Origin of the sequence: Streptomyces sp. NBC_01477 (assembly GCF_036227245.1) — a bacterium.
Classification (GTDB): domain Bacteria; phylum Actinomycetota; class Actinomycetes; order Streptomycetales; family Streptomycetaceae; genus Actinacidiphila.
The window spans coordinates 304,783-319,438 of the sequence record NZ_CP109445.1 but is presented as its reverse complement, the minus strand read 5'-3'; the positions used below and the strand labels follow the sequence as shown (position 1 = coordinate 319,438).

Sequence of the window (14,656 nt, the reverse complement as noted above, 5' to 3'; positions counted from 1 at the left end):
GTCAGGCGCGAGGAGTGGCCGGGGCGGCGGCTTCCAGGTCGGTGACGCTGCCCGACATGATCGTCCGCACATGCTCGGTGATGTGCTCCGCGGGCCAGTCCCACCAGGCCACCGCCAGCAGCCGGGCGACGTCCCCGGCGCTGTGGCGGGTGCGGATGAGCCGGGCCGGATTGCCGCCGACGATCCCGTAGTCGGGCACGTCCGAGGTGACCACGGAGCCGGCGCCGATGATCGCGCCGTGTCCGATCCGCACGCCCGGCATCACCGTCGTGCCGTAGCCGAACCACACGTCGTGGCCGACGACGGTGTCACCCCGGTTCGGCAGCCCGGCGAGCAGGTCGAAGTGCTCGGACCACGAGCCGCCCATGGTGGGGAAGGGGAAGGTCGAGGGGCCGTCCATCCGGTGGTTGGCGCCGTTCATGAGGAACCGCACGCCCGTGCCCAGCGCGCAGAACCTGCCGATGACCAGTTTTTCCGGCCCGTAGTGGTAGAGCACGTTGCGCGTCTCGAACGCGGTCGGATCGTCCGGGTCGTCGTAGTAGGAATACTCCCCGACCTCGATCAGCGGGGACGTCACCAGCGGCCTGAGCAGCACCACCCGGGGCTGTCCGGGCATCGGATGGAGCACCGTCGGGTCGGCGGGTACAGGCATGGCGGGCGGTTCCTCGTGGCCTCGGCGGCAGCGGCCCGTCCCATGATCACAGCACCGCGCAGGGCGCGACACCGGTTTTACGGCGCGGGGCGGGCCGCCACGGGCGCGCCGGGTCCCGCTGTCCTACTCCGGGAGGGCCGCCAGCGGCTCCGCTCCCACCTGCCCGACCATCGAACGCGCCCGCCGCCGGGCCAGGCCCCACCAGTGTCCCCGGGCCGCGTGGGCGGTGTGCTGGTGCTCCGGTACGGATGCCGCCTCCGCCGCGGGCTCGGCCACGGGTTCCGCCACGGGCGCCGGCTCGGCCGGCCCCCAGGCGCCGGAGCCGTACCAGGACGCCACCTCGGCGGCAGCCGGACGCCGCGCCGGATCCTTGGCCAGCATCTCCAGCAGGAAGTGCTCGACGCCGGGCGGTATCCCGGCACGCAGCTCGCTCGGCGCGACGGGCGGCGTCTCGACATGCCGGCGCAGCGCCGCCAGCGCGCTGTCCTCGGTGAACGGCGGCCGCCCGGTGAGGAGTTCGTACAGGACGCAGCCGAGTGCGTAGATGTCGCTCGCGGGCCCGGCGGCCCGGCCGAGTACGCGTTCGGGGGCGAGGTACAGGCTGGTGCCCAGCACCTGCCCGGTGAGGGTCAGGGCGACCGCGGAGTCGTCCAGCAGACGCGCTATGCCGAAGTCGGCGATCTTGACGGTTCCGTCCTGCGCCACGAGCAGGTTGGCGGGCTTGATGTCGCGGTGGACCACGCCGTGCTGGTGGGCGGCTGCCAGTCCGCGGCCCACCTGGGCGCCGATGTCGGCGATCCGGGCCGGGGCCATGGGGCCGTGGGCGGCGAGTTCCTCCGCCAGGTTCAGGCCGTCCACCAACTCCATGATCAGATATGCCGCGTTGTCGTCGACCTCGTAGTCGTAGACGGTGACGACATGCGGGTCGCCGATCCGTGCCGCGGCCCTGGCCTCCACGCGGAAGCGCTCGCGGGCCACCTCGTCCGACGCGGCGGACGGCAGGACCTTCACCGCGAGGTCGCGGTGCAGAAGCTCGTCGTGCGCCCGCCAGACCTGTCCCATCGCGCCGTGCCCCAGCGGTTCGTCCATTCGGTACCGTTCCGCGAGCAGCACGAAGGTCCCTCCTCGGTCGCCTGTGACGCCGGCGCCGCGGTGCCGGCACTGCGCGCGTTCCCCGTCCGGCGGCAGGTATGGCAGTGGTGTGCGATGTATCGCGCGCCGGTTCGAAACCACCCGGTCAGGCGCCGCGGTCGGGGCGGACCTCGGCGGCCGGTGGCGACGCCGACTCTACAGGGCGCGGGCCGCCCCGCGCCCGCCGGCCGGCCACCTGGGGCGAGGCCAACGGGCGGCGGGACGTGGCCAGTTGGTCGGCGAGGGCGAGCAGCACGGCCAGCGTCGTGGCGCCCGCGGCCAGCAGCAGCAGGGTGCGCCCGCCCAGCCCGGCGGCGGCGCCCGTGGCGGCTGTTCCGACCGAGGTCAGCGCGACTTTCAGGCCCGCGCTGGTGACGAAGACCTGCGCCCGCGCTCCGGGCGGGGCGTAGGCCGACCGCGAGGCCAGGGTCGAGGTGAAGGACAGCGCGTTCGCCACCCCGACCAGGACGAAGCCGGCCAGCGCGGTGCCGTACGTGGGCGCGCACGCGGCCAGCACGGTGGTGCCGGCCAGCAGGGCGAACAGCCGCCGCGCCCAGACCTCGGGATCGCCGCGCAGCGGCACTGCCGTCACCAGGAGCGAGCCGGCCAGGCTGCCGAGGCCGAGGGCCGTGGTCAGCACCGCCCCGGCCGCCGCGTGATGCGCGAGGTGCGGCCCGTAGGTGGTGGCGATGACGGGGAGCGCGCCCAGTTCCAGCGCCGAGACCAGGGTGAGGATGGTGACGCGGCGCAGCGCCGGGTGGCGGAAGAGGAGGGAGATGCCCTCCCGGACGCTGGGCGTCGGTGCGGTGCTCCGGCCGTCGGGGCGGTCGTGCGGGAGGGTGATGGTGATGCCCGCCGCGCCGGCGGCGGCGACGCACAGCGCGAGGAGCGCCTCCCGCGGCCCGGTGAGCGCCGCCGCGCCCGCCACCAGGGCCGGACCGAGGGTGCCGCCGAGCCCGTAGGTCATGGCGTCCCAGCCCTGCGCGCGGCGCTGCGCTCGTTCGCCCGCCCCGGCGAGGGCGGCCAGCCGGCTGCTCAGCCCGCCGGTGAGCAGCGGGCCGCAGCATCCGGCGACGGCTGTCGTGCACAGCGACACCCCGAGCGGGACCCGGCCCACCGACAGGGCGGTGCAGGCGAGCGCGACGGCGTAGAGGACGAACGCGCCCGCGAGCAGCCGCCGGCTGTCCCGCGCGCGGTCGAGCCGGTGCGCCAGCCACGGGCCGAACAGGTGCGGGGCGGTCAGCGCCGCCGCCAGGAGTCCGCCGGCCGCCGCCCCGCCTCCCGCGTGGCGGCTGGTGTCCAGGGCGAGCAGGACGATGCCCACCGTCGCCCCGCTGTCGGCGCCGCGGACGAGCAGCGCGGCCAGGAAGTACCGGACGAGGCCCCGGGCCTCCTTGCGGCGTGCACGCCGCACAGGCGCTCCGGCGCTCGCGGATTCCACTGCGCGACTCATCCCTCCGGCCGCCTGCATGACTGCCGGAGTACCTTCCCGCGAGGAGGCGCGCGTACTCCCGGTGGAGCGGCCTCCGGGGCCGCGGCGGCGCCGCCCGCCCCCGGGCTCCGCACCACCTGACCCGGAGGCGTCAGCCGCCGTAATCGCCCTGTATGGCGGTTATGCTGCTTTCGTTACATGGTATAGTTTTTACCAAGTCCTTACGTTGACCCGGGGTGGACATCCCCTCGCGGACGTGGGGAAGCGGCGGTCGCGTACGTACGGAAGAGGGGGTGGGCACGCCATGGGCCAGGACTTTCTCCTCCCCGCGGGCGCACCCGCGGTCCTCCGGGCGGTGCCGCCGTATGTTCCTCAGGCTGCGCGGGTGGACAACGCGGCCCGGGACGCCGTACCGGATACGGACGGCCCTGCCGCGCGCGACTGCTGACGATGCCGGGCTCCCGAGGGGGGCCGGGGCAGGAACACCGCAGCGCGCCTTTGCGCCGGGTCATATGACACCGACCATCGCGGGCATGCCTGCCACGGCTTCCGCGTGCCGCTGACACCTGCGACCGGTCGGTAATTCCCCCAACCGCGTCCAGATGGAGCACGCCCATGGAGCAGACCGCTCACGCCCGTATGACTCCCCTCCCAGGGGTCGGCGCCCGCTACGACATGAAGACCGAGTCCGGACGGCATCTGTCGCTCGTCGTCCACCAGGACGGCCGGAGGTTTCTGGCCTTCCACGATCCGGTGGACGACGACAGCTGCAAGGACGCGACCTCGCTCGCGCCCCACGAGGCCACCGCGCTCGCCAAGCTGCTGACGCCCGACCCGGTGCGGCACCTCCAGCAGCACCTGGAGATCGACCTCGTCACCGAGCACATCCCGGTCACCAAGCGGTCGCCCTACGCCGGGCGGACGCTCGGCGCGACGCAGGCGCGTAGCCGCACCGGCGCCTCCATCGTCGCCGTGCTCCGGCGGACGTCCGCAGAACCCTCACCCGCACCCGACTTCCGCCTCGCGGTCGGCGACACCCTCGTGGTCGTCGGCACACGCGAAGGCGTCGGCGCCGTCGCCGAGCTGATCACGGGAGGATAGAAGCCAGTGCACAGCGCTTCCGACATGCTCATCGAACTCGGCGCGATCATCCTCGCCCTCGGCATCCTCGGCCGCCTCGCGGGACGTGTCGGCTTCTCGCCGATCCCGCTCTACCTCCTCGCCGGACTCGCCTTCGGCAAGGGCGGACTGATCCCGCTGCACGCCAGCGAGGAATTCGTCGCCACCGGCGCGGAGATCGGCGTCGTCCTGCTGCTCCTCCTGCTCGGCCTGGAATACAGCGCCTCGGAACTCGTCACGAACCTCAAGACGCAGTATCCGTCCGGCGTGGTCGACTTCGTGCTCAACGCCGTGCCGGGCGCCGTCGCCGCCTTCCTGCTGGGCTGGGGGCCCGTCGCCGCCGTCGCCCTGGCCGGAGTCACCTGGATCTCCTCCTCGGGGGTGATCGCCAAGGTGCTCGGCGACCTGGGCCGGCTCGGCAACCGCGAGACACCCCTCATCCTCGGTGTCCTGGTCCTGGAAGACCTCTCCATGGCCGTCTACCTGCCGATCCTCAGCGCGCTCCTCGCGGGCGTCAGCCTGGCCGGCGGCACCCTCACCCTGTTGATCTCGCTGGGCACGGTCGGCGTCGTCCTCTACGTCGCCCTGCGCCACGGCCGTCTGATCAGCCGCGCGGTTTCCTCCGACAGCGCCGAGATGCTGCTTCTGGTCGTCCTCGGCCTGACGCTCCTCGTGGCCGGTGTCGCGCAGGAACTCCAGGTCTCCGCCGCGGTGGGCGCCTTCCTGGTCGGCATCGCCCTGTCCGGCGAGGTCGCCGAAGGCGCCCGCAGCCTCCTCACCCCGCTGCGCGACCTGTTCGCCGCCGTCTTCTTCGTCTTCTTCGGGCTGAGCACCGTCCCGGCCGACATCCCGCCCGTCCTGGTCCCCGCGCTGATCCTGGCCGTCGTCACCATGCTGACGAAGATCGCCACCGGCTGGTACGCGGCACGGCGGGCCGGCATCAAGACCGCGGGCCGCTGGCGGGCAGGCGGAACGCTGGTCGCGCGCGGCGAATTCTCCATCGTCATCGCGGGCCTCGCGGTCGGCGTCGAACCCCGGATCGGCCCGCTGGCCACCGCGTACGTGCTGATCCTCGTCATCCTCGGTCCGCTCACCGCCCGCTGGACCGAACCCGCCGCCGGCGGGCTCACCCGGCTCGTCCGCCGCCCCGCCCCCGCGGCGCCGCCGGCCCCCGCGCCGGAACCGGTGGACGCGACCGCCCCGCGCACGTGACGCAACGGACACCGGAGGCAGGACATGGCCGATACGGAGATCCCCAGGGAATTCCTCGACGGTTACACCCGGATCCTGGCCACGGTCACCACCACCGGCCGCCGCCTCACCCGGGAGGAGCTGCTGTCCCAGCGGGCGCTGGGCGCCCGAGCGGCCGTCGCGGGCTACGGATGGCGCGTGCTCGTACGCGAGCACCTCGCGGCGGAGCGGATCACCTTTCCGGCCGCGGCGGCCCCGGACACCGTACTGGCCGCCGCCGCGCAGGCCTTCGACGCCTTCGCCGAGGGGTACGAGCGCGAGCAGCGGCTCGTCGTCCGCCGGGAGGAGGCCGCGCGGCGCGCGTTCATCGAGGACCTCCTGCACAGCCCCGGTGACCTGGGGCACCTGGCCGAGCGGGCCGAGCGGTTCGGGCTGCGGATGTCCCGGTCCTACGCGGTCGCGGTGGCGGAAGGGCCGGACCTCCACGAGGCCGCCGACCCCCGGCCCAGGGCGGTGGAGAGCGACCTCTTCGCCCGCTTCGAGCGGCGCCGGGTCCTCTTCACCACCCACCAGGGCCGCATGGTGTGCATCGCGCCGGGCGACCAGGACGACGTCCTGGCCTACTTCGCCGCGCGGGCCCATGCGGCGGCGGACGGCGCCCGCGCGGTCATCAGCCGGCCCCGGCCGGGGCTCGGCGGTATCGTCCACAGCTACGAAGAGGCCCTGAGCGCGCTCGACGTCGCCCAGCGCATCGGGATCGCCGAACCGCTGCTGCGCGCGTCCGACATGCTGGTCTACACCGTCGTCCTGCGCGACCGGCAGGCGCTCGTGGACCTGGTGCACGCCACCTTCGGCCCGCTGCTCCAGGCACGCGGGGGCGCGCGGCCGTACATCGACACGCTCGCCGCCTACTTCGGTACGGGCTGCGTGGCCGCCGAAACCGCCCGCCGCCTGTCGCTGAGCGTGCGCGCGCTGACCTACCGGCTGGGGCGGATCCACACGCTCACCGGTTTCAGCCCCGTCGACCCGCAGCACCGCTACACCCTCCAGACGGCGACCCTCGGCGCCCGCCTGCTCGGCTGGCCGGCACCGGAACCCGCACCCGCCACCGGCTGACCCGGTACGCACCCGGGAGCCGCGCCGCGGCCTTCGCGGACACGGTGAAGCAGGCCCCGTAGTGGCCGGTCAGCAGGCCGGCGCCCTGGTCGCGGGGCGGTGGCCGCGGCATCGCGCACCGCTCCCGCCGAGGGGCGCGGGCCCTCGTTCCCGTGCGCCCACTCCCGCCCGCGCCGGTTTCGTGCTTGCGGATCCACCCGGGCGTGGGGGTAAAGTGCAACCTGTATGGCAAATACCGGCCGGATGGTGTGCGGGAGCTGAGATGCCCAGGGCTTACGTCTTCGAGCGATTCGGAGGACCCGAGGTAGCGGGGTTCGCCGACGTGGCGTGCCCTGTCCCGGGCGCCGGAGAACTCCTGGTCGCCGTGCGCGCCGCCGGGGTCAACCCGGTCGACTGGAAGCGCCGTTCGGGCTTGCGGCCGCCGGGTGCGCCCGAGGTGCGGCTGCCGGCCACGATGGGCGGCGAGGTGTCGGGGACGGTCGAGAAGCTGGGCGCGGGGACCGGCGGATTCCGCGTCGGGGACGCCGTCCTGGGCGGCCCGCTGACCGGCGGGTACGCCGAGTACGCGGTGCTGTCCGCCGCCTCGGCGGTCCACAAGCCCGCCGCGATCTCCTGGACCGACGCGGCGACCCTGCCGATCGCCGCCGCCACCGCCTTCGCGGGGATCCGCCAGCTGGCGCTCCCGCCCGGCGCGACCGTGCTGGTCACCGGTGTCGGCGGCGGTGTCGGCGTGGCCGCCGCGCAGATCGCCCGACACGCGGGACTGCGGGTGGCGGGCACGGCGGGCGCGGCCAAGAAGGCGTTCGCCGCATCCCTGGGCGTGCGGTACGTCGAGCCGGGACCGGGCCTCGCAGAGCGGGTGCGCGCGGCCCTTCCGGAAGGTGTCGACGGCGTCCTCGACCTGGTCGGCGGCGACACCCTGCGGGAATGCGCGGCCCTGCTCCCGGACGGGACGAAACTTGTCAGCGCGGCGGACCGCGGGAGCGTTGCCGCGTTCGGCGGAGCCCCGGTGGCCCCCGCCCGCGGCCCCGGAGTGCTGGACGCCGTGATCCGGCTGGTCCTCGACGGCGCCCTCGACCCGTACGTCACCCAGGTCTTCCCCTTCGCGCGGGCCGCGCAGGCGGTGCGCGCGGTGGAGACCGGCCACGCCCGCGGCAAGGTCGTGATCGAGATGCCGCGATGTCGGCCGTGACCGCGACGCCGCGATGCCGGCGCTGACCACTTCCGGCGACCTCGTCTGAACCGTCGTTCCTGACTTCCCCCAGGAGCGGCGGACGGACCCGCCACGTCGTCCGCGGAGCGCTGCGGGCTGCCCTGACGGCTCGTCGCCCGCGGCATTCCCGCGCCCGCTCCCGGCCTGCCGTGCCGCATCCCGCTGCGGCCTTCCGCTGTCCCCTTCCTGTGCCCCCTTGTCCCCTTCCCCTGTCTCCGCCCGCACCCGTGCCTGCTCCGGAGGAACCGCGCCATGCCCTTCCCCCCGCCTGCCCGCAGCGATCCCGACGTCCCCCGCGCCGACCGCCCCCGCCCCGCCACGAACTGACCACCGGCCCCACCGAAAGGAGTGCGCGGCGATGCCGGCACGAAAGACACTGTTCGGATTCGCCCCGGGAACCGAGGCCGCCAGAGCCAAGGAGATCCTGCGGCTCGCCGTCGCGGCGGACCGCGCGGGACTCGACCTCTTCTCCCTGTCCGACCACCCCTACTACGGCCACCGGCTCGACGCCTACGCCACCTTGGGGGTCGTCCTCGGTGCGACGTCCGGTATCGCCGGCATCGCCAATGTGACCAACCTGCCGAGCCGGCCCGCCCCGGTCCTGGCCCGCACGCTGACCACGCTGACCACGCTGTCCGCGCTGTCGGACGGCCGGATCGTCTTCGGCGCCGGAGCCGGCGGCTTCTGGGACGAGATCGTGAAGCTCGGACGCCCGCGGCTCGGCCCGGCGGCTGCGGTCCGCGCCCTGGCGGAGTCGATCACCCTGGTCAGGGCCCTGTCCGGCGGCGGCGGACCGGTCACCTTCGAGGGCGAGTTCTACCAGGTGGCGGGCATCGAGCCGGCCGCGGTCCCGGCGCCGCCGGTCTGGACCGGTTCGCTCGGGCCGAAGTCACTGGCCGTCACCGGGCAGCTGGCCGACGGCTGGATCCCCGGCCACGCCTCGGACTGGCTCAGCGCGCTCCACCGGGACTCCCGCCCGCTCATCGACGCAGCCGCCGCGGAAGCCGGCCGCGACCCGGCCGACATCGTGACCGTCCACAACCTCCCGGGCCGGATCACCGACCGGCCGCTGGCCCAGGTCAGGGACGACACCGGCCGCTGGATCGGCGGCTCGGTCCAGCAGTGGACGGACGAACTCACCGGCGCCGTACTCGACCACCGCGCGGCCGGCTTCATCCACTTCAGCACCGACGACACGCCCCAGGACATCGTGCTCGGCCGCTGGGCCGAGGAGATCGTCCCCGCCGTCCGCGAGGCCGTCGCCAAGGCCTGACCCCCCGTCACCACCTCGGTCACCATCTCTGTCACATCCAGCACCAGTACACCCATCGGAGAGCCACCATGCCCAGAAACGGGCGCAGACACACCGCACTTCTCGCCGCCGCCGTCGTCCCCGCCGTGCTCCTCGCCGGCTGCTCGTCCGGGGACACGTCCGCGGGCACGTCCACCGCGGGCGGCAGCAAGGCCGAGCCGGTCCACGGCGGTTCGCTGACCTACGCCGTGGACACCGAGCCGATCTCCTGGGACATCGCCGTCTCCCAGCAGGACGTCACCGGCTCCATCCAGCGCAACGTCTTCGACTCGCTGGTCTACCAGGACCCCGAGGGCGGCGGCTTCCAGCCCTGGCTGGCCACCTCCTGGCAGGTGTCGGGCGACCTGCGCACGTACACCTTCCACCTGCGCACCGACGTGAAGTTCACCGACGGGACCCGCTTCGACGCGCAGGCCGTGAAGGCGAACTTCGACCGGATCGTCGACCCCGCGACCAAGTCGCAGTACGCCTCCGGGCTGCTCGGCCCCTACACCGGGACCAAGGTCGTCGACCCGGCGACCGTCGTCGTCTCCTTCGCCAAGCCCTTCGCACCCTTCCTCCAGGCCGCCAGCACCCCCTACCTCGGCTTCTACTCACCCGCCGCGATCACCAGGTACGGCTCGAAGCTCGGCGCCGGCGGCCCGGCCGACGTCGGCACGGGACCGTTCGTCTTCTCCGGCTACACCAAGGGCCAGAGCGCGGTCATGACCCGGAACCCGGACTACAACTGGGCACCGAAGGCCGCCGACCACCAAGGGCCTGCCTATCTGGACAAGCTCACCTTCCGCTTCCTGTCCCAGGACTCGGTACGGATCGGCGCGCTGCGCAGCGGCCAGATCCAGGTCGCCAAGTCCGTACCGCCCGCCGACCTGAAGTCCCTGAAGGCCGAGCCCACGCTCCAGGTGCTCAGCGAGCAGTCGCCCGGGGCCGTCTACAGCCTGGTGCTCAACACCTCCAGGGCGCCCTTCGACGACCTTGCGGTGCGGCGGGCCTTCCAGCGCGGCATCAATGTGGACGCCGACGTCAAGAGCGTCTACTTCGGCGCCTACCAGCGCGCCTGGACCACCCTGTCCCCGGCGACGCCGGGCTACACCAAGGCCCTCGACAACACCCTGGCCTACGACCCCGCGAAGGCGAACCAGCTGCTCGACCAGGCAGGCTGGACCGGCCGCGACTCCGACGGATACCGCACCAAGAACGGCGCGGTGCTCAACGTCGTCTGGCCGCTGATGCCGCAGAACCTGGTCACCCAGCAGCACGACATCCTCGGCCAGGCCGTCCAGGCCGACCTGAAGAAGATCGGCATACGGGTCCAACGCCCCCGCCAGGACGTCGGGACCTTCGTCAAACAGCTCTTCGGCGGCCAGGACGACGTGTCCGACTACTCCTGGTCCAGGGCCGACCCCGACGTGCTGCGGCTGTACTTCAACAGCGCGGAGCCGCCGAGCAAGGGCGGCGCCAACGGCACCTTCTACAAGGACGCCGACCTGGACACCTGGACCGAGCAGGGCCTGACCACCCTGGACCCGGCCGCCCGCGCCGCCGTCTACGCCAAGGTCCAGCAGCGCGCCGTGAACGACCTCGCCCTGAGCGTGCCGCTGTACGTCGGCTCCGCGCTGGTCGGGGCCTCCACCCGGGTGCACGGGCTGACCTCTGACGCCAACACCTGGCTGGAATTCCACGACACCTGGCTCGGTAAGTGACGTGACCGCCTCCGACATCGCCCGCACCGCCGCCAGGAAACTGGCGGCGGCTGCGGCCGTCCTGCTCGGCGCCGCCACCGTGGCCTTCGCGGCGCTGCAACTCATCCCCGGCGACCCGGTGACGGTCATGCTGGGCCCCTTCAGCTCCGCGTCCCCGGCCGTCCGCGCGCAGATCACCGCCCACTTCGGCCTCGGCCGGCCGGTGTGGCAGCAGTATCCGCGCTACCTGGGCCATCTGCTCCAGGGCGACCTGGGGGAGTCCTACCAGAGCCAGCAGCCCGTCCTGTCGCTGATCCGCGGGCAGCTCTGGCCGACCGTGCAACTGGCCCTGGCCGCGCTGCTGTTCGCCCTGGTCTTCGCGCTCGCGGTCGCCGTGGCGACGGCCGGGCGGCGCCCCGCGCTGCGGGCCGTCGCCTCACTGGTCGAGCTGCTGACCGTCTCCACCCCCTCGTACTGGATCGGCATCCTGCTGCTGACCGCGTTCTCCTTCCGGCTGCGGATCTTCCCCGTCACCGGCGACCAGGGCCTCGGCGCCCTGGTGCTGCCCGCGCTGACGCTCGCCCTGCCGATGGCCGGCGTCCTGGCGCAGGTGCTGCGGGAGGGCCTGGAGGCCGCGCTGGAGCAGCCGTTCACCGTCACCGCCCGGTCCCGGGGGCTGAGCGTGACGGCGGTACGGCTGCGGCACGCGCTGCGGCACGCGGCACTGCCGCTGGTGACCCTGACCGGCTGGCTGGCCGGTTCGCTGCTGGGCGGGGCGGTCCTGGTGGAGACGGTGTTCGGCCGCCCCGGCATCGGCGCGCTGATGCTCCAGGCCACCACCAACAAGGACATGCCCCTGGTCATCGGCCTGGTGCTGCTGTCCGCCCTGGTGTTCGTGCTGGTCTCGACGCTGGTGGACCTGCTGTACCTGGCCATCGACCCTCGTTTGAGAACGGACCCGGTGACCGGATGACCCCGCTCGACACCCTCGCCCCCCTGGCGGCGCCGGAAGCGCCGCCCCGCCGGGAGCGGAGGGACCGGGCCGGACGGCTCGGTCTGCTGCCGCTGGCCGTCGCCGCCCTGGCGCTCGCCCTGGTCCTGCTCGCGGCGCTCGACCCCGGCCTGTTCAGCGGCGCCTCCCCGACCGACGTCAACGCGACCGAGGCGCTGCGCGGACCGAGCGGCGCGCACTGGTTCGGCACCGACCAGCTCGGCCGCGACGTCTTCACCCGCGTGGTCCACGGCGCCCGCCTCTCGCTGCTGCTGGGAGCGGGCTCCACGCTGCTGGCGGTGGTCTCGGGGACGCTCCTGGGACTGGCCGCGGCCCTCGGCGGCCGGATCGCCGACCAGGCGCTGATGCGGGCCGCCGACGTCCTGCTGTCGCTGCCGCCGATCCTGCTGGCGCTGCTGGCCGTCGCCGTGCTGGGCAGCGGCACCCCCAACGTCATGATCGCCATCGCCGTTGCCTTCGCCCCCGGCTACGCCAGGATCGTCCGCGCCGAGACCCTGGTGATCCGCCGCTCCGGCTACGTCGAGGCGGCGGTCGGGCTCGGGCTGCCGCGACCGCTGCTGGTCGTGCGCCACATCGTGCCCAACGCGCTCGGCCCGATGCTGGTGCTGGCCACCGTGGGCTTCGGCGGCTCGCTGATCGCCGCCTCGGGCCTGAGCTTCCTCGGCCTGGGCCCGCAGCCGCCCACCCCGGAGTGGGGAGCGATGCTCTCCGAGGGCCGCGACTTCCTCCAGACCGCGTGGTGGCTGGGCACCTTCCCCGGCGCGGCCATCGCGCTCACCGCACTGACCGTCAACACGGTCGGACGCCGCGCACAGCGGCGGTTCACCAGAAGGACCAACCGATGACCCTGCTGACCGTGGACGGCCTCGACGTCCGCTTCGGCCCCCTGCACGCCGTGCGCGACGTCTCCTTCGGCCTGGACCGGGGCGAGTGCCTGGCCGTCGTCGGCGAGTCGGGCTCGGGCAAGAGCGTCACGGCCCGCGCCCTGGTCGGCCTGGTCGGCGACCGCGCCCGGGTCACCGCGGGCGCGCTGACCTTCGCGGACCGCGACCTGACCGCACAGAGCGAGTCCCAGTGGCGTACGCTGCGGGGCCGCCGGATCGGGCTGGTCCTCCAGGACGCGCTGGCCTCGCTCGACCCGCTGCGTACGGTACGGGCCGAGGTCGCGGAACCGCTGCGGGTCCACCGCACGGTGCCGCGCCCGCAGATCCCCGGGCGGGTGCGCGAACTGCTGGCGGACGTGGGGATACCCGAGCCCGACCGCCGCGCCGCCCAGTACCCGCACCAGCTCTCCGGCGGCCTGCGGCAGCGCGCCCTGATCGCCTCCGCCATCGCGGCCGGCCCCGACCTGCTCATCGCCGACGAGCCCACCACCGCCCTGGACGTCTCCGTCCAGGCTCAGATCCTCGGCCTGCTGGACGGACTGCGCCGCCGGGGCACCGCACTGCTGCTGATCAGCCACGACCTGTCGGTGGTGAGCCGGCTGGCCGACCGGGTCGCGGTGATGTACGGCGGCCGGATCGTGGAGAGCGGCCCCACCGCCCGGGTCCTGGAACGGCCCCGCCACCCCTACACCCGGGCCTTGCTGGACGCCGTACCCGGCACCCGGACCCGGGGCAGCCGGCTGTCCGCCGCCGTCTCGGCAGGCCCGGCCCGTCCGCCCCTGCCCGCGGCGGGACCCGACGCCTGCCCGTACCTCCACCGCTGCGCCGCCGCCGACGAGCGGTGCCTGACCCTGCCGGCCGCGCCGGACGACCTCGGCGCCCTGTGCCGGCACCCGCTCGGCGAGCAGGCCGCGGAGGTCCCGGAGGCAGCAACCGGGAGCCGGCCGCGGGTCGCGGTCCGGGCGCCGTCGCCCGGAAAGGCCCCGGCTGTCGTCCTGGAGGCCGACCGCATCGCGAAGCGCTTCCGCGGCCCGGACGGCGCCGCCCACCAGGCGGTGGACGAGGTCTCCTTCCGGCTGCACGCGGGCGAAACCCTCGGCCTGGTCGGCGAGTCGGGGTCCGGGAAGACCACGGCCGCCCGGATCGTCCTGGGGCTGCTGGCGCCCGACTCCGGCCTGGTGACCTTCGCGGGCCGCCCGTGGAGCTCGGAGCCCGAGCGCCGGCGCCGGGTGCTGCGGTCCCGTATCCAGGCGGTGCAGCAGGACCCGCTCGGCTCCTTCGACCCCCGCTACCCGGTCGTCAGGGTGATCGGCGAGGCGCTGGCCCTGGCCGGAGTACGCGGACGCCGCGAGCGCGAGGCCCGGGTGATCGACCTGCTGGACCGGGTCGGGCTGCCCCCGAACGTGCTGGACCGGCGACCCGCCGAACTGTCCGGCGGCCAGCGCCAGCGGGTCGCCATCGCCAGGGCACTGGCCCCGGCCCCTGATCTGATCGTCTGCGACGAGCCGGTGTCCGCGCTGGACGTCTCGGTGCAGGCGCAGATCCTGGACCTGCTCGCCGACCTCCGGCACGACCTGGGCGTCGCGCTGCTGTTCATCTCGCACGACCTGGGGGTGGTGCACCACGTGAGCGACCGCGTCGCCGTCATGAAGGACGGGCGCATCGTGGAGACCGGCCCGGTCGAGGAGGTCTTCGCCCGCCCCGCGCACGACTACACGCGCGAACTGCTCGCCGCCGTCCCCACCCCGCACGGCCGGGACGCCCGGGTCACCGGCTGAACCGGCTGGACCGGCTGGACCGGCTGGACCGGCTGGACCGGCTGAACCGGCTGAACCGGCCGACTCCGGCGGACGGTTGAAGCCCTGGTGGCGGCGGGAACCTCCCGCCGCCACCAGGGCTCTCCGCGTGCCGC

General features: G+C 74.1%; 12 protein-coding genes. 9 read left to right on the top strand and 3 right to left on the bottom strand.

The features are described from left to right. Nucleotide 1 precedes the first annotated feature (1 nt). From OHA86_RS01325 to OHA86_RS01315, 3 genes are all read right to left on the bottom strand, one after another. Complete coding sequence (locus OHA86_RS01325; RefSeq protein ID WP_329171672.1) at nt 2-652, bottom strand: CatB-related O-acetyltransferase; 651 nt, start codon at nt 650-652, stop codon at nt 2-4. Between the two features lie 123 nt (nt 653-775). After that, nucleotides 776-1,741 carry a serine/threonine-protein kinase gene (locus OHA86_RS01320; RefSeq protein WP_329171670.1) on the bottom strand — a complete coding sequence of 322 codons (966 nt, stop codon included), beginning with the start codon at nt 1,739-1,741 and terminating at the stop codon, nt 776-778. 148 nt (nt 1,742-1,889) lie between these two features. Further along, a complete protein-coding gene (locus OHA86_RS01315) occupies nt 1,890-3,197 on the bottom strand; it encodes an MFS transporter (RefSeq protein WP_329171668.1) in 1,308 nt (435 codons plus the stop codon). Nucleotides 3,198-3,830: 633 nt separating this feature from the next. Here OHA86_RS01315 and OHA86_RS01310 point away from each other — a divergent pair. The 9 genes from OHA86_RS01310 (at nt 3,831) to OHA86_RS01270 (ending at nt 14,522) form a co-directional block, all read left to right on the top strand. After that, a complete protein-coding gene (locus tag OHA86_RS01310) occupies nt 3,831-4,316 on the top strand; it encodes a cation:proton antiporter regulatory subunit (protein ID WP_329171666.1) in 486 nt (161 codons plus the stop codon). Between the two features lie 24 nt (nt 4,317-4,340). After that, nucleotides 4,341-5,546, top strand: a complete 1,206-nt coding sequence (locus OHA86_RS01305; RefSeq protein ID WP_443071957.1) for a cation:proton antiporter — start codon at nt 4,341-4,343, stop codon at nt 5,544-5,546. Nucleotides 5,547-5,570: 24 nt separating this feature from the next. Further along, nucleotides 5,571-6,641 carry a PucR family transcriptional regulator gene (locus OHA86_RS01300; RefSeq protein ID WP_329171662.1) on the top strand — a complete coding sequence of 357 codons (1,071 nt, stop codon included), beginning with the start codon at nt 5,571-5,573 and terminating at the stop codon, nt 6,639-6,641. Between the two features lie 262 nt (nt 6,642-6,903). Further along, nucleotides 6,904-7,833 (top strand): NADP-dependent oxidoreductase, encoded by a 930-nt coding sequence (locus tag OHA86_RS01295; protein WP_329171660.1) that lies wholly within the window; start codon nt 6,904-6,906, stop codon nt 7,831-7,833. A 379-nt stretch (nt 7,834-8,212) separates the two neighbouring features. Further along, nucleotides 8,213-9,127 (top strand): LLM class flavin-dependent oxidoreductase, encoded by a 915-nt coding sequence (locus OHA86_RS01290; protein WP_329171658.1) that lies wholly within the window; start codon nt 8,213-8,215, stop codon nt 9,125-9,127. Between the two features lie 68 nt (nt 9,128-9,195). Then, entirely contained in the window at nt 9,196-10,869 is a 1,674-nt protein-coding gene (locus OHA86_RS01285; RefSeq protein WP_329171657.1) for an ABC transporter substrate-binding protein, read from the top strand. 1 nt (nt 10,870) lies between these two features. Continuing rightward, nucleotides 10,871-11,821 carry an ABC transporter permease gene (locus OHA86_RS01280; RefSeq protein WP_329171655.1) on the top strand — a complete coding sequence of 317 codons (951 nt, stop codon included), beginning with the start codon at nt 10,871-10,873 and terminating at the stop codon, nt 11,819-11,821. Then, nucleotides 11,818-12,705 carry an ABC transporter permease gene (locus tag OHA86_RS01275; RefSeq protein ID WP_329171653.1) on the top strand — a complete coding sequence of 296 codons (888 nt, stop codon included), beginning with the start codon at nt 11,818-11,820 and terminating at the stop codon, nt 12,703-12,705. The genes OHA86_RS01280 and OHA86_RS01275 overlap by 4 nt, the downstream gene beginning before the upstream one ends. Next, entirely contained in the window at nt 12,702-14,522 is a 1,821-nt protein-coding gene (locus tag OHA86_RS01270; RefSeq protein WP_329171651.1) for an ABC transporter ATP-binding protein, read from the top strand. The genes OHA86_RS01275 and OHA86_RS01270 overlap by 4 nt, the downstream gene beginning before the upstream one ends. Nucleotides 14,523-14,656: the final 134 nt, after the last annotated feature.